Source organism: Erythrobacter sp. JB2-19 (assembly GCF_057365005.1).
The window spans coordinates 764,399-782,273 of record NZ_CP200290.1; the positions used below are offsets into that span (position 1 = coordinate 764,399).

A 17,875-nucleotide genomic window follows, 5' to 3' on the forward strand; every position below is an offset into this window, starting at 1 on the left:
ACCTTTACCACGTCTCCAGTCGAGGGGTTCTGCCATTCAGCAAATTTGGCGGCTGACTAGGCTCAGAATTCGTAAAACTGTCTGCATAGCAGTGTTATTATTGATTCAACGGCTTTTCATATGAGTGCTGATTCCAGCCAACTTGACTCGTGTGCCCAACCGAGATTGCACTGGCCCTCTTTCCTACCTGACCGGTTTTTCACCGATCAGCCCCAAAAGCTGACAGTCCGGTTACGACCCAATAACGGACATGAGAGGTGAGCCCGTCCGGTTTCTTGACCGAGACGAGCTCCAACCGCTCTCGCATCAAAACTCTCCTGCGACACCTGCACGCACGCTGGTGGAATTGCCGCCTGCATAGGTAACCCCAGCGGTGATGGCGAAGTCGCCCTCGAACCGGTGCATTAGGCCTGCTGAGAAACCGACCTCGCCGCGGTAGGTCGCGACATTGGAGGTATAGCTGGTCTTACCCGCTGCGCTTGGGAAGTGCGGGCTGGCTTGCGCTGCGATGGAGGCAATGCCGCGCTGCGCATCACGGTCGATTGTGTCGGTTAGGTCAAACAATGTGCTGACCCGCCCGCTAAGCGCATCGAACTGCGCGGTGGAGACTTGAGCAACGGCATTGAGCGCCACACGGACATTGTCGACCGAGGCAGCGGTGGCCACGCTCTGTCGGCCCAGAGTGCCGTTGGCATCCACCGTAACGACGTCGACCGGCCCCTGCTGGGCCGCTGTGGAGGCATCGATATCGCCAATGCGCACCGATGATCCCGTACCGCCCAGCGCAACTTGGTTGGCCGCTGTCGTGGTCGCCTGAAAACCCACGGCGGTTGAGAAGTTCTCCGATGCGTTTGAGTTTGAACCCACCGCTGTGCTGTTGGACCCGGTGGCTGAGGCGAGCACGCCAACGCCGGTGGAGCGGTTGCCCGCTGTGCTGGCAAGGAAGCCAACCGCAGTGTTACCTGCGCCCGCTGCAGCGGCCTGAGAGCCAACCACAACCGCCTGACCGCCGGTGGCATTGGCCAGCTCACCAATAGCCGTGGAGTTGATCACCGCCGATGAGCGAACCCCAATCGCCACCGCATCGGTTCCGCCAGCATTGGCGCGGTTACCCAGCGCCGTTGCGTTCACGCCCAGCGCCTGAGCATCCGAGCCAAACGCGCTCGCACGATCAAACGTCGCCTGCGCGCCGCGGCCATCAGCATCATTGCCATCGCCGCCCACGGCAACCGCACCGATCCCCGTCGCATCAGCCCGCGCGCCCAGCGCCAACGCATCCTGCGCCAGAGCATTGGCATTGTTGCCGAAAGCCGCCGCCCGAACGCCCGTGGCATTGGCCAGCACACCAGTGGCAATGGCATTGGCTTGATCAGCTATCGCACCGCGACCTTGTGCCAACGAGCTAGCTCCAGAAGCCGTAACATCCACGCCAATCGCAATTGCATTAACGGCGGTCGCTTGCGCGCCCAATGCGTCCGCATCGTCGCCATTACTCCCAACCGCGATCGCGCCAACGGAACTGGCTACGGAGCCTGCACCAACGGCCACTGCGCTCGCTCCTGATGCAGTAGCGCTCGGACCGAAAGCACTGGAAAAGTCTCCACTTGCGGTTGTCTGACTACCGACCGCTGCTGAAGCGAAGCCTGCAACTGTTCGTCTGCCAAGTGCAACCGAACCGGCTCCGGTTGCACGCGCCGCTGCGCCCAAAGCAGTTGCTTCAAATCCATTCACTTGAACGGACGTTCCAATTCCTATGGCTTCGGTGCCTACTACGCTCGCTACGGACCCTAACGCCAAAGCTTGTACACCGTCACTGGAAGCTTGTGCACCGAGACTAATTGCGCTTGTGCCGAAAGCGACCGCATCCTGGCCGAATGCGATGGCGAAATTACCTGATGCCGATGAGTTGGCACCCACCGCAACGCTACCATCAGCAGTTGCTTGAGCGTTATTACCCAGTGCGACTGCTTCAACATCTCCTGCAATTGAACCAGTGCCAAGCGCGATTGAGAGGAAACCAGAGGCGTTGGCTTCTTCTCCAAATGCGGAGCTAAAATTACCCGACGCGATGGAACTAGCACCTACCGCAACAGATCCATTGGCAGATGCGAGGCTGGCAACTCCCAACGCCAAAGATTGCCCACCTGTGGCCTGAGCTCTGGAACCAACAGCGACTGTGTTTTCGTTCAAAGCTAAGGTTTCATCGCCTATTGCAATACCGTTGAAAGAATTGGCCTCAGCGTCCAAGCCGATGCTGATTGTCCGGTTCTGACTGGCGATAGACCCAGCTCCAATCGCAATTGCCGAAAAGCCACTTGAATTGGCAAGCTGACCGATAGCGGTACTGCTCGTACCAGTCGCGCTGCTATCCCTGCCAATAGCAGTAGCGCCAGAGCCAGAACCTCTTGCATCGACGCCGATCGCAATCGAGTCCGTACCGCTGGCCAATGCTCCAACGTCAAAGTTGTTTGACGCATCGCCACCGTCACCGCCAATCGCGATTGCGCGCAGCCCTGTACCACTTGCGAAAGAACCTATAGCGACTGCCTGATCATTGCGGGCCTCGGACAGCACACCGACTGAGACACTAAATCTTGAGACGGAATCCGATAGCTCTCCAATCGCGATTGCGGACTCTCCCGTTGCTTGGGCGAAAGTACCCAGAGCAAGGCTATCTATTCCTTCGGCCTGAGCCTGTTGTCCGACAGCGACAGCTCGCGTCGCAGATGCTTCCGAGCTAACGCCTATTGCAGTGGCTGCGCTGCCGCTCGCCAATGAGAATAAGCCTATCGCTGTGGCTGAGCTTTCCGTTGCTCGTGCGCGCGAGCCAACGGCTATCGATGATTCTCCTGAGGCAACCGTGGCACTGGTACCGCCGGTCGCATCGCGATCACCGCCGATGGCGGTCGCAAAGTCTGCTGTGGCCTGAGCGCCGCTGCCTACCGCCGTGGCCCCTTGCTGCGTCGCATCGGAATCTTCGCCCACTGCAACGCTTTCACCGCCGCTCGCTGTAGCGAATTCGCCCACCGCCGTTGACGCTACGCCGCTTGCCTCGGCATCGCCGCCAACTGCCGTTGCTCCATTGGCTCCGCTGGCATCTGAGCCAACTCCGCATTCAACCGACTGGCTGCCGCCAGTTGGGTTTGTGTTGCATTCTGCCGTACCATCGGCGCGTGCTTGCGGGGCGGCAATCACAAACGAGCCCATCACGGCCAGCATCGCAGTGCTGGCAAAGAACATTGTCTTCGTCATTGTTCATCTCCAAATTTTTAAGAGTTCTCAGCGCTGGCTCGGTTCGAGCATTTCGCCTGGGAACTGCGCATCGTCGTCATCGCTCAGCGAAGGATTTTCGTCCGGCGTTTGATCCGGGATCGTGATGTTCTGCCCGCTGGGACGCTGAATGACAGGACGCTTGGGTGATAGCGCTAGAAGCGCGGTAGGGGCCGTACCGCTGCGCGAAGGCAATCGCGATTTGCGCGGCACACTCATGCGCGCCTTGCTGCCCGAGAGGTATCCTACTTGAGTGCTGGCCGTCAGTGCCCCATTCTTCGAGAACAGGGTGCATTCAGCCGGTGCCGCCTTGGGCAGAACAGTGCGCGGCTTGTAAGTAAAGCCAGTGCAGCTTCCATCGCGATAACACGCATCGGAGCACGCGATGAGATCATCATTATTGATCTTCATCGTTCCCATGACTGTTCCGCCTGTAATGGCTCGACCTGGATAGGGATTCAGCTTTGAAACATTGGGAAGGAAACTCAGCTTCGTGCCCGAAACCGCCTGAATGTAGCCGTGGCTACGCGTCGCCCTATGAGGCAGTGCGATCATACGCAATTGGCAGATCGGTTTGCGGTTTGATGCTTCCTGAACATAGGAATATGCGTTGCAATTACTGTCCGCGTCGCAGGCCTTGCGGCATGTTGCGGCGTTCTGGCCGCTATTGCTCATCGTGATCGTCTTGATGATATTGCCAGAACGAACGAGGTTGCCTTCCTCGATATAGCCGCTTGAAACTGAACCGATGGTCTGCGCGACAACCGCGCCGCCTAGCCCGATGCCGATAAGCGCCAAGCATAGTGTAAGAAACTTACGCATGATTTCCTCCCTTTGAGGTGAGATCTATTGCTTTGTGATTTGAACGTTTGTGTCGCCGGTCATCTGCGCTTGAGCGACAATCCGACATGCGCCCTGATCACCAAGTGTGAGCTGAATTTCAGCAAAGCCCGGAGGGCCGCTAGCCTCAGCGCTGCCGCCGCGTGTTTCGGCCGCAGCCGTATAAAATGCAGCGACCTGTTCGGGAGTGCTGGCAGTCGTGAAGGTCTTTCCCTCGACATTCATCGGCTGCGCGCTGCTCGCATCGGGGAGCGCGGGTAGATCGCATGGCATGTCGCCGCCTTGCGATGCTGCCTCACGTAATTCCGGCGAGAGCTCTGTTGACGCCTGTTCAATGCCCGCCGCCATATCACTGGCGTCGTTGACTATATCATCGGCAGACGGCTCCGCGCCGTTGCAACTGGCCATTAGAATGGCCGGAATACAGCACAGCAGAGTGCAAGTCTTTTTCATCGGTATTTCCCCTGAACAGTGTGATGGATCACGACCTTGTTTTGTGGGGATGCCAATTGGAGCGCGCGGCGAGCGCTGTCATACACCAGATGGTGTATGCGCGTATTTTCCTGTAGTTTGTTGAGCGGTGGCTGCTGCTTTGCGCAGCGATAGCGCTGGTTTAGTCGGCGGCTGCGTGGGCCGGCACAGGCTTAGAAATATAGCCAGGACAGCTGGCCTCAATATGCTGGATCACACGGCGAGCGATCTCTTCTGAGCGTTTGTAGAAATACATTTCACCGCAATCGGGCAGCTCGGCGAATTGCGCCGCGTCGCCAAAGCTCAGCCCTTGCTGAAAATCCTCAAACGGGTGCACGCGGTCTTGATCCGGCACCAGAAATAAAGACGGGCATTGGCCCTTCTCAAGCAAGCGCAGGATAGGATCGCGCGAAATGGTGAGCTCCCGCGTGTAGACCTCCGGCCCTTGAACCAGCAGATGGTGCGAGGCCGCGCGGATCAGGCCGGCGTTCTTGCCGCTGCGGAAGAATGCCCGGTCAACGCCGTCATCCCCCATCAGCTTATCGATGTACCAATCCACCCCCACGCTTTGCATATTGCGATAGGCGATGCGGCTGAACGCCTTGAACAGGCGCGGTGCGCGGTGGGACACCCGAAACACCATCCTTTGGTAACGGCGCATGCTGGGGTCGAGCGGCAAATGTGCAAACCAAATGTATCCCAGGCTGGTCAGCGAACTGATCAGATCGGGGCGCTGCTCGACAGCTAGGCTGAGGGAAACAAGCCCGCTGCTCGCGGTGATGGCGGGCACTTGCTTCAGTCCCAGATGCTCACAAAACTCGGTGATCGCAAAGGCGCTGTCATCCGCTGTGCTGAGCTCAGGATCATATTCGCTGTGACCAAACCCGGGGCGCGAGGGGATCAGCACTTTCAGACCGGCATCACGGAACAACCGCTCGGCTTCCGGCGGAAAGATATGGCCCAGAGTGTGGCCATGGATAAACAGAACCGGCTTGCCGTCTTCAGCGCCTTGCCAGCTGTAGGCGATCTCTCGGCCATCGCTGCGCGTGAATGTGGCTTCTCGCCCGATGGGATTGGACCAACTAGCGAGCCGAGACTTGGTGTCGATAGCGGCGCGTGCGCACAGCAGGGAGAGGATCTGGAGCAATTGCGCCTGACTAGCGGATTGCGTCTTGCCAAAGACCGATTTCAATTGGGTTTGCACCGTCGCCAAAGTGGTGCCGCGATGGCTTGCAACGGCGCCAGTGTCACGCAGCTCGTAAAACTGACGGGAGATTTCGCACTCGGCCCGGGTTAGGCCAAAGGCTTCCTGCAATTGCAGATCGACCGTGCCCGTCCACGGAATATCGAGCATGCGCAGCGCGATGCAGCCATGATCGCGATTGGTGGTCTCCACAATGATGGCTTCAGCCAGTTGCAATGGGCCCGGTGCATCGTCGTCTTCGGCGTCGCCCAAGCTGTCGAGTCGCAAGATGATCCGCCGGCCATTGCCCTTTAAGCGAGCGCTGGCGGTGAAGTCGCGAAACTGCGTGCGATAGGCCGGGTCGATCATGTCAAAGTCGAAGCTTTGACCGGGCCGGGCGCCAAACAAATCCGCGCCATATTCGTTGGTGAGGATGACCTTACCAAACGGATCGATCACGATTGCCGCGGTCGGCACTTCCTCGACCGCCCGCTCCAACGGATCACGCGAAAGGCTATTCGATTGGCCATCCACAATGGTCTCGATCGTATCGAGTTCCCGAACCACTGCGTCGCGCAGGCCTTCACCGTTCACAGGACTTTGTGAATTGTAGCGGCTCTCCAACGTTGCAACCAAATTATCGAGGGCGTCTGGCTCACCGGCAGCGCGGTACAAAGCAGACACCAGAGCAATATCGAGCTCCGCCAACAAGTCTTTGTGATTACTGGCTTTGGCCCTCATCCGGCGAGACTATAACGCCGCCGCGCAAATACAAGGGCGAAGGGCACTTGTTCACCGATTGGGAACGCGTGCTTAACGGAGTGTGGTGTCAGTCTAATCGCAATTAGCCTTTTGCTGGCGCTGCTATTCCCTACGCCTTTCAGCTCACGCCATCAGGGTTTGCCACCAAACAAGGTTGGTTGAAAGGTCGGCCTGGTAGGTTTCTCCGTCAGTCAGGCGTAAATGCCCGTTCAACAGCAAGTATTGAGCACGGAAAGCAGCCTCTTTGCGCTCAATCAAGTGCAGCTCCATGAGTTGATCGACTTTTGCGTTGCGTTTGCTTGTGACTGGCTGTGCGCCAATGTAGAATAGAATTTGCCAACGAAGTTTGGCGTTGCATGTCCGCTTTCACCCCCAAAAGCGGACGCTGGGTCATGCGAGTCCAGCGCCCAACTCCAGTCAGATCTCGGTCTTCTCAGCAAGTGTGAGAGCGTCTTCAATATCGACGCCCAGGTATCGGACCGTATTTTCAATTTTTGAATGACCAAGCAAAATTTGGATCGCTCGGATGTTACCTGTGGCCTTGTAGATGATCGAGGCCTTCGTTCGACGAAGCGAATGTGTGCCATATTCCTCTGGACGCAGGCCAATCGCTTCAACCCACTCGTCGACAAGTCGAGCGTATTGCCGGGTGCTCAAATGACGGGTGTGATCAACACGGCTGGGGAAGACAAAGTCCTCGACGTCACCACCCCTAAGTTCCAACCAGGCAAACAGGCTTGCACGCGCGTCTGATGCGATCTCAAACTGAACAGGCCGACCGGTCTTTCGCTGGGTAATTGTCGCTCGCGTTCTGATTTCCGGACCACTCACCAAGTCAGCGATCTTAAGCTCGACGAGATCGCAGCCTCGCAGCTTGCTATCAATCGCCAAGTCGAACAGCGCCCTGTCTCTGATACGCTCTTCTCGATCCAGGAAGAAGCGGATCGCCCATATTTGTTTCTGATTGAATGGCCGCTTGGGGCCGATCTTCGCGCCAAAGTTCCACGGCACTCGGTTCTGAGTAGCAGGGTCAAAGTGTGAGTAAGTCATTGTCATTCTCCTTGGCCGGAATGGCCTCGGGGAATGTCTGCTTTCGGACGCTAAGATCTCGAATGGCTATGTCTTGGACTGGGGCGCAAAGCGGACGTATCTGAGAACAGCGAGTTAGTTGGCGAAGAGCAAGCGTTGCATTTGATGGCCATCGCTTGGTTTCGGTCATCTGCCTACTATCAAAGTATGCGTATAAATTCGGACAAGTCGCGTGCGGTTGCCCGTAAAGCTTTTGAGCTGTTCGGTCGCAGTTGGACTGAGATACGTAAGCACGCTGTCCGTAAAGATGGTGTGCTGATTATCAACAGCTCAAAAGCACCAAAAAGGCGCAAAAGGAACCCATAGTCTGCACCAGTAGGATGGCGTGAACAGGTCAATAGAGGCCTGCGCTTTTGAGGCGGCTAGGCGCATCTTGATCTCTAGCCAGTGAGTAACGCCATACTAGTGTGCGTTCTCTGATTGCCACTTGCCCATACAATTGTAATCGGACATGGAAGCACTGCCTGCTGGTCTGTCCCGGCAGGTGAGGTGTGGAAACCTCAGATCGTCATCGCCGTTCAGCAAGTATGCTGGCCGGGTGGCCGTCGCGTATGTCCAAGGTTCCGCCTAAAGGTGGCGGCGCCTTGTGGTGACGCAGGGTTTCCAACACCCGGCTTCGGGCCGCCTCCGATCCTTTATGGAGGTTGTTAATGAACGAGACGCCGGTTTTTACACGCATCACTTATGCGCCTGAAAGGCCATCCACCGAACCTCTTCGCCAGGTTCACGCAACGAAAGAAGAAAACGCGCGTCTAGATCGGTCTTTGAGGAAAAAACCGGGTCGAAAGCCGAGCCCGCGCACGTATCAGATTCACCCGAAGCTGGTTCCTGAAGTAGGCGAAGCTATCGTAGAGGAAGCAGCGAGGAGGGGATTACTCAAGGCCATCTCATAGAGATGCTCTGGCGCGGCGAACTGGAGCGCTAAATACGAGAACTAAAACCTAGGGAGCCAAGGTCACATCTTATTTCATTCCAAAGGCCTGATGCGGCAGTAGTTCGCGGACCGCGCCCTTTAGAAAAGGGGACGCAACCGTTACAGCGGTGCGTCCCCCGATGATTACCTAAGCAACCTCCAATGCATTTTTCTGTTGGCGTGAAATCGATTGCATTGCAATCAAATTATAAGACTCGACAAGCTCTTGCGTGAGTCAGTCATCTGATTAGAACTGTAACTGGAGTTTTCCAAGCAACCCACAGGGATGGCCTTCCCAGCGCTTCAAGCAAACTAGGTTGAATTGGCCTCTAAAGGCCTTGTGAAGGCACAAGTGTGCTTCAGCAGCATATCCCGACTTCTTCAATCGGCCCCTTTCTCATCTTGTCAGTGAGGACTATTTGACTAACTTGGATTCTGATATGCCCCCACAGATCGATCCAGAAGAAATGACGCCAGAAGAGCAGATGGCAAGCATTCGGCGATGGATGGCTGAAATCAACCATCGATGGACCGAGGAAAATGAGGAACCGTGGAAGTTCTATGCTTGGGGCTTGATATCCGGTGCTGCTCTTGTTGCGGCGTCGGTGATCTTAACAAAGCTGTTCTTATAATGGACTATCCGACGAAACTATGGAGAACGGCGCGGGAGTTCTCAGCTTCCTTCTAGCGCAGTTTCTTTCGGCGCAAGTTTGTCATCCGATTATTTGGCTGAGGTGCGGCCTAGTGGCCAACCAAGCCGCGACGGTAGGACCGGATCTTGAATTTGGGCACAACGTCTGGAGATTGTCCGCTGCTTATCAATCGATGGAAGCAGCTAAAGCTCGACGCTCAATGCAGTGAAGCGACTCGTGTTCATTAGAGCCTGTTTCGGTAAGAGTCGTCAGACAGGCTAGAATCAAACGGTGATGGACGCTTATGCACAGGTAGAGAAGTGGAGCCTATAGGGAGCCTAATTCGAGATATTAGGCTCCACAAATCAATTGGGCAGCTAAGAAGGTGTATAACATTTTGAAATTATAAGAGTATTTGGTGGACGCACTAGGGTTCGAACCTAGGACCCGCTGATTAAGAGCCAGAGCAGCAGTGGGCCCAGATATGTAACGAGACATCATCGCAATTCTATGAAACTGCTTGAAACATGTTGGGGCAATTACGAGCTCCTTGGATCTCGATTGCGTGAAGTTTGAAAGCCTATGTCGCATAGTTTTGACGAAACAATGCAAACCCGCTGATTGCGATTGGCACGTTAACTGACGCACTTGCTACCGCCTTGGGAAAGTAACTCAAGGCTCTTGTGCGAACGAGCCATGGCGCGATGTGGGGAAATTCGTGGGTTAAAAAATAAAAGATATCGAAATTCAGCTATAATTCAATTTATTAAAAGACATATTAGGAAGACACCGTCTCCGCCATTTCTCTATGAGTGTCCAAGAGATACAAAGCACCCATTCCGCATTCGACGCAATTTTCGGATCCTCAACCGTACCCTTGGCAACGAGCAAAGAAGGGCACTTCAAAAGCCATCTACAGGGTTCCCGATAGTAATGACGCCATCGCCCGCGCGAACGGGTGGTCCTCGGAGGCCATAAAGAGCATATCCGTCTATGGGTGAATGCAGGCGTTCGACTTCGCGCCCTGAATAGTCGCGGATCGTGCCGATCAGATCGCCTTCAAAGAAATAGCGACGTTCCGGGTCGGCCGGATAGAAGAGACCAGAATGTGACGCGCTAACACCAGTCGTGCTCTCAAACAATCGCAACACCGGTGGCACGTTTTGGCGCGGCTTGTTCCAGATGCCCAAGGTCCCGAGTGCATTCTCAACCCCGGTCACAATCGCCTCAATATGCTCTTCCTTACGGCTGCCATTCTGTCCGATCTCCACCAGGATTGTTGGAATGCCGGCAGCGACGCCCTGACGGTTGAGCGAGCGGCGTGTGTCGACTTGCTCCTGCGTGTTCATTTTGTAGCGCACGACATTTGGAAAGCCGAAGCCACGCGCCACTTCCAGCGCTTGCTCGAAATCGGTTGATAGAGGACCTCCATAGACACCGATGAACGCCTCCAGGAATTCTGCGCCGTCACCGCTGTGTATGTCCATTAGGAAGTCGGCGTGGGCTATGACCTCGCGCGACAACATATCCGCGATCCGTTCGGTTGAACTGCCTTGTGCGCTGCCGGGAAAGGAGCGGTTGAGGTTTTTTCGGTCGATCGGGTTCACATAGGGTGATCGCGCTTCAAAAGCGGGGATATTGGCGATGCGAACGATGATCAGCGTGCCGGAGAGGTCTTTGGGATCAATTCGATCGGCCAAGCGGTCCGCCGCAAGGATCGGCGCAAACTCGTATCCATGCACACCGGAAACTGCCGCGAGTACAGGCCCGTCTTCGTTGCCATGAATGACCGTGATGGGGATGAAAGTTGCTGGCTCATCCTCCGCAGCACCGATTGCCAATCGCAGGTCCACCCGCGATCCTGGCTGGACTTCTTCTTGCCCAATTATAAATGGAGCCGCCGGAGCAGCCAATGCGACCGATGCATAAAGCGCTAAACCAGCGGCAGCGACCAATCGAGAGACAAAACCAATCATGGCGACCCGTTACGACGCAGGAGTATAACTGGGCAAGTCATCCAGTAGCTCGCTATCATACGGCTCCTCAGGAAACATCAGCGGATAGTAAAAGGCCCGCAGATCAGCGTGGTAATCGCGAACGCGGTCTTCATATGCGATCATGGAGCGGGCATCGGTCTCGGCCAGCTGCTCAAAAGCGCGCTCGACCAGCGACGTTGGGGACAATAGCGAAGCGGTCCCGGCCTGCCGGTCCCGCGTGAGGCGCGCATCGCGGTATTCCTTTACGAGCGGTTCTGTCACTTGGTCGCCGACTTGTTGAAAGGCGTAGTACCACTTCCATTCAAAGCCTTCTTCGATCTCGGTGTGGTCAGCGAGTTCGGGATGCCGCTCAACGAAGGGCTTCATCGTTGCTTCCTTGGATAAATCCCACGCATCGTTCACCATCTCGCGCTGTAGCAGCAGAATTTCGCCGCCGTCGGGCACAGGGTTGCCCGCTTCGATGGCCGCCTTTGAAACAGCAGGAATGACGATCGCGAGTGCAAGCCACAGGCCGATCAGTGACGTCAGAAGGATGGATGGCGACGCGTCTACGCGGCTAACCAGATCAACAATCAGCCACCAGATCAGCAGTGAGCCGACCATTATGACCGTCGCCTGCAGAGCAAGCCCCATTGCAGCCCCTTCGATCAAGGTTCCTATCCAGAGGGGTATGAGCAGTAGCAATGCCAGCGCAGCGACACGCACCAGCGCGCGCGGCAGCCAAAGCGATCGCGGTGATCCGGCGGTCGCCACCAGCAGGTCGTGGCGACGCATGGTCCGCTCCGATGCGCGCAGGTCATAGAGCAGTAGGATCAGCAGCAGCGGGGCAACCGACGCCGCAAGGAAAGCGAAATCGAACCGTCCGACGAGTCCAAAATCCGCATTGCGTGTATCGGCCTCATGGATTTGCCCTTCCAATGCGAGCATGCGCACGCGGTGCTTCCACGGGCTGCTATCGCGCTGCCCCATCGCTGCAAATGCAAAGTCAGATGGTGGCGCATAGGTCAGGTGGAACGCGTAATAGGCGGCGCTGCCCCAATCTTCTTGCCCTTCGAGTGCATTTGCGCGGTCGGCCGCGTCCTCTTCGAGCAGGGCCGCGATGGTTTCACGTTGTTCACGAACCTCTGCGACGCCGAAAGACACCGCCACGACCGAGAGGAGGAAAGCGAGAAGCAGCCAGAAAATTGCGCCGCGATCCTTTGCGAGGAAGCGGGTTTCGCGGATGAGATTTCTAACCATCAGAGCCTCACTCGGCGTGCTGCACCATACACGATCCCGCCAGCAGCGGTGAGCCAGGCGAGCAGTATGACAAACGATAGCAATGCCCGTTCCAGGCGCGCGTCTGCGCCATCCGGCTCAAAACGGAACTCGTCGAGTACCTGCCATGCACCGGCATTTACGCGCGCCCGGCGGGAAGCCTCAGCGTCAGCGTTGCGGTTTATGTCCACCGCATAATCGAGCTCTGTCGCGTGTTTTTCATTGAGCGCCTGAACGAAGCCAAATCGTAGCGCCTCGCTTTCGCGAAGAAACCGGTGGTGGGTGGCGAGATCAGTTCCAGCCAGCGTGCGCGAAGCCGAGCTGATCGCGATGGTCGGCGACGCTAGCCCGAACAGTCCGAAAATGCGCGACTGGCTCGCCTCTAGCCCCATGCGCTCTTCAGCGTAGGAATTGAGCAGATCGGTCAGTTCAGCTTCCGAATAGGAGGCGACGACGCCGCGCCAATTGATCGGCAGTTCCTCAATGGTCTCCACATCATATTGCTCCAACACCTCAGCCTGAAGCTGCATGAAGGCGGGGTCCGCGGCATTATGCCCGTCACCCAGCTTTCGCTGCTCGGCGAGCATCACGAGGTCACTCTCGATCTTGCCGGGAGCATCGATAGCAGCGCTGCTGGCGTTGATTGCGAAGCGCGGCACGATGAGCGCAGCAAACAGCCACACAAAAATCAGAGCGCCAAGCGAAACCGAGCGCTGTTTGAGCAGGATCGAGGCGGCAAGGACAATCGCGCCCCAAATACAGAGGTAGACGAAGTATCCAGCGACCATTGAGCCCGCGGCGAGCGCGCTTTCGCCGAGGCTGATCGAATAGACAGCCACAAAGACCAACGGGACCATGAATATGGCGATCACAGCAAGCAAAGCTGCGGCCTTACCCAACGCAAGCTTCGTACCTGATTGCCCCTGCGCGAGCATGACCGCCAGTGTCCCGCTCTCCCGCTCGCGCAGGAACATGGCATGCCCCAAGACAATCAGCAGCAAAGGTAGAAGCAATTGATACAGGCTTGCCGGGGTCAGTGCCGCAAACCCGCCCAGATCGGCCGCCGCCTTGGTGTCGGCGAACATGGCGGTGTTCTGGCGGTGTCCTTCTAGGAAGATTGATTGACCTGTTACCGCATCCACGCCCGGCTCGAACACCGCGAGTGGGGGCGGCGGACGGAATGCATAGTGGCCGTAGTGGACCATGCGGTGCGGATGGCGGTCCGGTTGCGCGAAGAATGTTTGCTCCGCTGCGATCTGTTGCTGGGTGCGCTGAGACTGCTCATCGGCGATGCGGCCCGCCGTCAGCATGCTGGTGGCAGCAATCAGCACCGCGACGATCAGCGCGGCAGCGACCACAACCCGTGAACGCAGCCATAGTCGCCATTCCTCGCGCGCTATGCGCGTGACCGTGCTCATACCGCTTGCCTCTCTGCGAATGCAGCATGCACCGTTTCTGTATCGATCCGCTTGCCGTTCTCTGCCGCGAAGCTGCCGACCAGCTTGCCGTGGCGGAGCAAGCCAACCCTATCGGCAACCTGGCAGGCCCCATAAACATCGTGGGTCACCATCAGGACGGTCTGCCCGCCCTCGGCCAGCGTCTTCACCAGATCGTGAAATTCATCGATCGCAACCGGGTCGAGGCCAGACGTCGGCTCATCAAGGAGCAGGATCGGGGTCTCACGAAGCAAAGCGAGGGCGATGGCGGTCTTTTGGCGCATCCCCTTGGAATAGGATTGCAACCGGCGGGTGCGAGCCTCTTGCGGTAGAGCCACGCGATCAAGCGCGGCGTCGATCTCATCCATGCTCGCCGACTTCCCCGCAAGATCAAGGAAATAGTCGAGATTTTCGTAGGCTGTCATATGTCCATAGAGCGACGCGGCCTCGGGAAGGTATGCGATCGCATTCCGGGCGGCGGCAATGTCACTTGTCACGCTTGTACCATTCACCAACACTTCGCCGCCGGACGGGTCAAGAAAGCCGAGGAAGGTGAGCAATGTGCTGGATTTGCCGGCACCATTGCCGCCGAGCAGAGCAAAAATTTCGCCTTGCTCGGCTGTGAAAGAAACACCGTCGACCACGGTGTTCCCCTCACGCACCAAGACCAGTGAACGGGCTTCAAGCGGAGATGTCATGGTCAACCTTACCTGTGCTTAGAACGAGAACCGTGCCGAAACGCGCGCCGTAGTAGGGGCGCCAGGCTGCACCCACACATCGGCGAATGAATTGGTGAAATAGGTTTCATTAAACAGGTTTTCGATGTCCCCGCGAATAATGAAGCCATCGGCAACCTCGACTTCTCCGAACAGGCCGAAGATCGTGTAGTCAGGCAGGAAGAAATCGAAACCGGTGAAGCCAAGGCGTTCGCCCACATGCAGCATCCGGCCGCCGATCGTGACTGGCACGTCCGAAACGTCAAAGTCCTGGCTCATCAGAATGCTGAGCTGGTGATCAGGGAGTTGATCAGCGGGTCACCAGCCTCAATCAATGCGCCAAAATCGGCGTCGGGCTGCGACGTCTGGAAATCGGCGTCGGTGTAGGCATAGGACAGGAAGAGATTGAAACCGCTGTCGAAGGCGAGATTGGCGTCGAATTCGATGCCTCTGCTGCGTGCTTCACCCGCATCGATGGAAAAGAAGCCTGCTGCTGTCGCCGCCGGACTGTCATCATTCACCAAGATATTGCTCTGATCGACTTGGAATGCGGTCAACGTGACAATTCCTTGGACGTTATCGAGATAGGTGCCGAGGTCGGCCTTCACGCCGAATTCGAACGATTCGGTGATGTTCGGCGCGAACTGATTGCCTTCAAAGTTCGAGCCGGTCTGTTGGCGGAAACCCTCACCGTAAGACGCGTAGATGCTGAACCCGTCGTCGACTTGATAGACCGCGCCAACTTGCGGAGAAAAGCGATCATCATTGGTCGTGATTGTGGTTGCTGGTGTCGCCCGCAGATTGGTCAGGTCCTGCTCAAAATCATCGAAGCGCCCACCGATACGGATCTGGAAGCGATCGGTAATCTCAATCTGATCCTGGATGTAGAAACCAAAGCCTTTGAGCACTTCCTCTCGGTCCGTGTTTGGTCCCGGCACGGGCGTCGGAAACTGGCCAAAGACCGGGTTAAAGGCATCGAGCAGCAGGAATTCTGCCGGATCAAGATCGCTGATTGGTCTTCCACCGATGCTGCCAGACCGGAAACGCAGGATAAACAGGCTGTTCTCGAAGCGGTCATAATCCGCACCAACGATAAGGTTGTGGCGGAGCGAGCCGGTGTCGAATTGACCGGCCAGCTCCGCCCGCGCGACGAAGTATTCGGAGTCGAAATCACGGAATCGGAAGAAACGCGAAATCGTCTGCCCATCGATGAAAAAGGTTTGGCGGCCACCGAAATTGTTTTCAGAGGCGTTCCCGGTGAGCGAGGTGTCGCGATAGCCAATACCCGCCAGCAAGCTCCAATTGTCCGAGAAATTATGTTGTAATTCAAGTTGATGGCCGAGGACTTCGGTCTCAATCGGACCGTCGCCGGGTTCGCCTGTGAAGGTGCGGCGCGGGCTGAAACCGAACTCATCTGAGAAAACGACGCCTCGATCAAATGGAATGTCCTGCGCGGTGTATTCCAGTTCGTATGTCAGCGCGGTGCTCTCGCCCAGACGTGCTGTGACCGACGGATAGATGCCAAAGCGTTCGGTCTCCACTGTCTCACGGAAACTGCCCGCATCCTCGTAAAAGCCCGCAACACGGACGCCGACATTGTCACCCAATGTCGTTTGCAGATCGACATCGCCGCGATAGAAATCGAACGAGCCGCCTTGGAACTGCACGTATCCAGACGTCTCGAACTGTGGGCGCTTGGTAATCAGATTGACCGTGCCCCCCGGTTCGCCGCGGCCATACAGTGCAGAGCGTGGCCCCTTGAGGACTTCAACCGCTTCGATACCGGCCAGATCACGCGGACCACCAAATCCGCGTCCGGCATTAAAGCCATTGACCAGGAAGCCGCTCGGCAGATTGATGTCACCCTGGAAGCCGCGAACAGAGAACGAATTCCATAGCCCGCCGAAATTGTTTTGACGCGCGACTGAGGCCGATAGATCGAGCGCCTGGCTTAGATCGAGCGCGTTGGCATCCCTAAGCAGATCTTCATCAATGATCTGGTCCGCATTTGGCGTTTCCAGCGGCTCAAAATCGCCGCGATACGCCCGGCGATCGGTGACGATGATCTCGCTGCCTTCCGCCTCGGCACTTTCGGACGTCTCAAAGTCCTGAGCAATCGCCGGAGCACTGGCCACGCCAAGGATGATGACCGAGCAGGAGGTAAGAAGTCGATTGATACGCATTAGAATATCCGTTCAGAATTGAATTAGTGATTTCGGGAAAGTCGATAGAGGTGCGCGCCAGCCAAAAGCATGGCGCCGGAAACTGTTGGAGCGGTTTCGCCCAGGCCCAAAGATTCTGAGACAAGCGCAAGCAGCAGCAAGCCAATCCCGATAGATGCTGGAATCATGAAGGACGGCGCGCGCGCATCGTGCGCGATTAAGGCAATTGTGATCGCTGCAAGGATTGAGAGCGACACAAATAACCAATGGACCCACTCTGCGTCCGCCAGCAAGCCAAGCATTGGCAGGCTGATCGCGGCCACGGGTAGGAGCGCGCAATGCACTACACAGACCAAGCTAAAGCCTATCGCCGCCCGGTCGATCTTTGCTGTGCTGTCCATGTTAATTGTCCTCTGTGGGATTGAGGACCAAAAGGAGGCGCTTCTCGCCCGTTCCGGCGATCGGTGGTGAGCGGTGAATGGCTGCGTTGGTCGTTGCAAGCTTGCCCTTGAAGATGCCAACATCGCCCGCCGACATGGAGTTGATACGGACGGGCTCCGCTTCGTTCTTGACCCGGTCAGAATCTGCAGAGTTCAACCATTGAGTGCCAGAGCCAACATAGGTCGTGATCAGGCGTGCTTTGACATAGTCAGCATGCCATTTGCGGCAGGAATTGGTGGTTACAATCTCAAGCCTCACCTCGAGGTCACTGAGACTAAGGGCACTGCAATAGTGGCCTGCCAATATCACAATGTCGGCAATCAATTCATCTCGTTCAATCTGATTTACATATCCGGCGTCGCTCAAGGCTTGTTCGAGGCGGTCGCGTAAATGCGACAAGGATGCTTCGAAACGCACATCGTCCAATTCATCCGACAACAGGTTTGCTAAGCTGCTTGAGGTTTCGCGTTCCCAGATCGCCAGATTGCACTCGGGGTCACGCACCGCGCTAAAAACGTCGCAGGAGGCAGAAACCGCCGCGTAGGATTCCAATATTTCGGACAATTTGGAGATTAGCTCTCATACAAAACGTTACAACATATCATTTCGGTTAACCCAGAGAATTGTTCCTTGCAAATGGTTTCTTGGCAGGATTGTCCTTTTGTCATCGCGAAGGGCGATCTCTCCGGGTGAGAGCGCACTTGAA

The 17,875-nt window shown here is 56.6% G+C and carries 15 protein-coding genes; 1 reads left to right on the plus strand and 14 read right to left on the minus strand.

Annotated elements, in window-relative coordinates; translation table 11 throughout:
• Positions 1-306 precede the first annotated feature (306 nt).
• From AC0V6O_RS03800 to AC0V6O_RS03825, 6 genes are all read right to left on the minus strand, one after another.
• Positions 307-3,252, minus strand: a complete 2,946-nt coding sequence (locus tag AC0V6O_RS03800) for a hypothetical protein (protein WP_486141671.1) — start codon at positions 3,250-3,252, stop codon at positions 307-309.
• A 27-nt stretch (positions 3,253-3,279) separates the two neighbouring features.
• Positions 3,280-4,092: a PAN domain-containing protein gene (locus AC0V6O_RS03805; RefSeq protein ID WP_486141673.1), complete on the minus strand. Its 813-nt coding sequence runs from the start codon at positions 4,090-4,092 to the stop codon at positions 3,280-3,282.
• A gap of 24 nt (positions 4,093-4,116) precedes the next feature.
• Positions 4,117-4,563, minus strand: coding sequence for a hypothetical protein (locus AC0V6O_RS03810; RefSeq protein ID WP_486141675.1), 447 nt, complete (start codon positions 4,561-4,563; stop codon positions 4,117-4,119).
• Between the two features lie 160 nt (positions 4,564-4,723).
• Positions 4,724-6,505, minus strand: a complete 1,782-nt coding sequence (locus AC0V6O_RS03815) for an alpha/beta fold hydrolase (RefSeq protein ID WP_486141677.1) — start codon at positions 6,503-6,505, stop codon at positions 4,724-4,726.
• 144 nt (positions 6,506-6,649) lie between these two features.
• On the minus strand, positions 6,650-6,784 hold the full coding sequence (locus AC0V6O_RS03820; RefSeq protein WP_486141679.1) for a hypothetical protein: 135 nt from the start codon (positions 6,782-6,784) through the stop codon (positions 6,650-6,652).
• Positions 6,785-6,943: 159 nt separating this feature from the next.
• A complete protein-coding gene (locus AC0V6O_RS03825; RefSeq protein WP_472640779.1) occupies positions 6,944-7,576 on the minus strand; it encodes a tyrosine-type recombinase/integrase in 633 nt (210 codons plus the stop codon).
• 1,392 nt (positions 7,577-8,968) lie between these two features.
• Between AC0V6O_RS03825 and AC0V6O_RS03830 the strand changes: the two genes are divergently transcribed.
• On the plus strand, positions 8,969-9,160 hold the full coding sequence (locus AC0V6O_RS03830) for a hypothetical protein (RefSeq protein ID WP_472640781.1): 192 nt from the start codon (positions 8,969-8,971) through the stop codon (positions 9,158-9,160).
• 902 nt (positions 9,161-10,062) lie between these two features.
• Here AC0V6O_RS03830 and AC0V6O_RS03835 read toward each other — a convergent pair.
• The 8 genes from AC0V6O_RS03835 to AC0V6O_RS03870 are packed head-to-tail and all read right to left on the minus strand — an operon-like array spanning position 10,063 to position 17,733.
• Positions 10,063-11,136, minus strand: a complete 1,074-nt coding sequence (locus tag AC0V6O_RS03835; RefSeq protein ID WP_486141682.1) for a M14 family metallopeptidase — start codon at positions 11,134-11,136, stop codon at positions 10,063-10,065.
• Between the two features lie 9 nt (positions 11,137-11,145).
• Entirely contained in the window at positions 11,146-12,396 is a 1,251-nt protein-coding gene (locus AC0V6O_RS03840; RefSeq protein ID WP_486141684.1) for a DUF3526 domain-containing protein, read from the minus strand.
• Positions 12,396-13,832, minus strand: coding sequence for a DUF3526 domain-containing protein (locus tag AC0V6O_RS03845; RefSeq protein ID WP_486141686.1), 1,437 nt, complete (start codon positions 13,830-13,832; stop codon positions 12,396-12,398). The genes AC0V6O_RS03840 and AC0V6O_RS03845 overlap by 1 nt, the downstream gene beginning before the upstream one ends.
• Positions 13,829-14,548, minus strand: coding sequence for an ABC transporter ATP-binding protein (locus AC0V6O_RS03850; protein ID WP_486141688.1), 720 nt, complete (start codon positions 14,546-14,548; stop codon positions 13,829-13,831). The genes AC0V6O_RS03845 and AC0V6O_RS03850 overlap by 4 nt, the downstream gene beginning before the upstream one ends.
• A gap of 18 nt (positions 14,549-14,566) precedes the next feature.
• Positions 14,567-14,845, minus strand: coding sequence for a hypothetical protein (locus AC0V6O_RS03855; RefSeq protein WP_472638015.1), 279 nt, complete (start codon positions 14,843-14,845; stop codon positions 14,567-14,569).
• Positions 14,845-16,749 carry a TonB-dependent siderophore receptor gene (locus AC0V6O_RS03860; protein ID WP_486141690.1) on the minus strand — a complete coding sequence of 635 codons (1,905 nt, stop codon included), beginning with the start codon at positions 16,747-16,749 and terminating at the stop codon, positions 14,845-14,847. Before AC0V6O_RS03860 ends, AC0V6O_RS03855 begins: the two co-directional genes overlap by 1 nt.
• A 23-nt stretch (positions 16,750-16,772) precedes the next feature.
• The gene (locus AC0V6O_RS03865; protein ID WP_486141692.1) at positions 16,773-17,129 is read right to left on the minus strand and encodes a MerC domain-containing protein; all 357 of its coding nucleotides are present in this window, start codon (positions 17,127-17,129) and stop codon (positions 16,773-16,775) included.
• Position 17,130: 1 nt separating this feature from the next.
• On the minus strand, positions 17,131-17,733 hold the full coding sequence (locus AC0V6O_RS03870; protein WP_486141694.1) for a DUF1826 domain-containing protein: 603 nt from the start codon (positions 17,731-17,733) through the stop codon (positions 17,131-17,133).
• Between the last annotated feature and the right edge of the window lie 142 nt (positions 17,734-17,875).

What these genes read in the sequence shown, in the direction of transcription:
- AC0V6O_RS03810 (WP_486141675.1), bottom strand. Translation starts at nt 4,563, where the DNA reads ATGAAAAAGACTTGCACTCTGCTGTGCTGTATTCCGGCCATTCTAATG.
- AC0V6O_RS03860 (WP_486141690.1), bottom strand. Translation starts at nt 16,749, where the DNA reads ATGCGTATCAATCGACTTCTTACCTCCTGCTCGGTCATCATCCTTGGC.
- AC0V6O_RS03840 (WP_486141684.1), bottom strand. Translation starts at nt 12,396, where the DNA reads ATGGTTAGAAATCTCATCCGCGAAACCCGCTTCCTCGCAAAGGATCGC.
- AC0V6O_RS03815 (WP_486141677.1), bottom strand. Translation starts at nt 6,505, where the DNA reads ATGAGGGCCAAAGCCAGTAATCACAAAGACTTGTTGGCGGAGCTCGAT.
- AC0V6O_RS03850 (WP_486141688.1), bottom strand. Translation starts at nt 14,548, where the DNA reads ATGACATCTCCGCTTGAAGCCCGTTCACTGGTCTTGGTGCGTGAGGGG.
- AC0V6O_RS03845 (WP_486141686.1), bottom strand. Translation starts at nt 13,832, where the DNA reads ATGAGCACGGTCACGCGCATAGCGCGCGAGGAATGGCGACTATGGCTG.
- AC0V6O_RS03805 (WP_486141673.1), bottom strand. Translation starts at nt 4,092, where the DNA reads ATGCGTAAGTTTCTTACACTATGCTTGGCGCTTATCGGCATCGGGCTA.
- AC0V6O_RS03825 (WP_472640779.1), bottom strand. Translation starts at nt 7,576, where the DNA reads ATGACTTACTCACACTTTGACCCTGCTACTCAGAACCGAGTGCCGTGG.
- AC0V6O_RS03835 (WP_486141682.1), bottom strand. Translation starts at nt 11,136, where the DNA reads ATGATTGGTTTTGTCTCTCGATTGGTCGCTGCCGCTGGTTTAGCGCTT.
- AC0V6O_RS03830 (WP_472640781.1), top strand. Translation starts at nt 8,969, where the DNA reads ATGCCCCCACAGATCGATCCAGAAGAAATGACGCCAGAAGAGCAGATG.
- AC0V6O_RS03800 (WP_486141671.1), bottom strand. Translation starts at nt 3,252, where the DNA reads ATGACGAAGACAATGTTCTTTGCCAGCACTGCGATGCTGGCCGTGATG.
- AC0V6O_RS03865 (WP_486141692.1), bottom strand. Translation starts at nt 17,129, where the DNA reads ATGGACAGCACAGCAAAGATCGACCGGGCGGCGATAGGCTTTAGCTTG.
- AC0V6O_RS03855 (WP_472638015.1), bottom strand. Translation starts at nt 14,845, where the DNA reads ATGAGCCAGGACTTTGACGTTTCGGACGTGCCAGTCACGATCGGCGGC.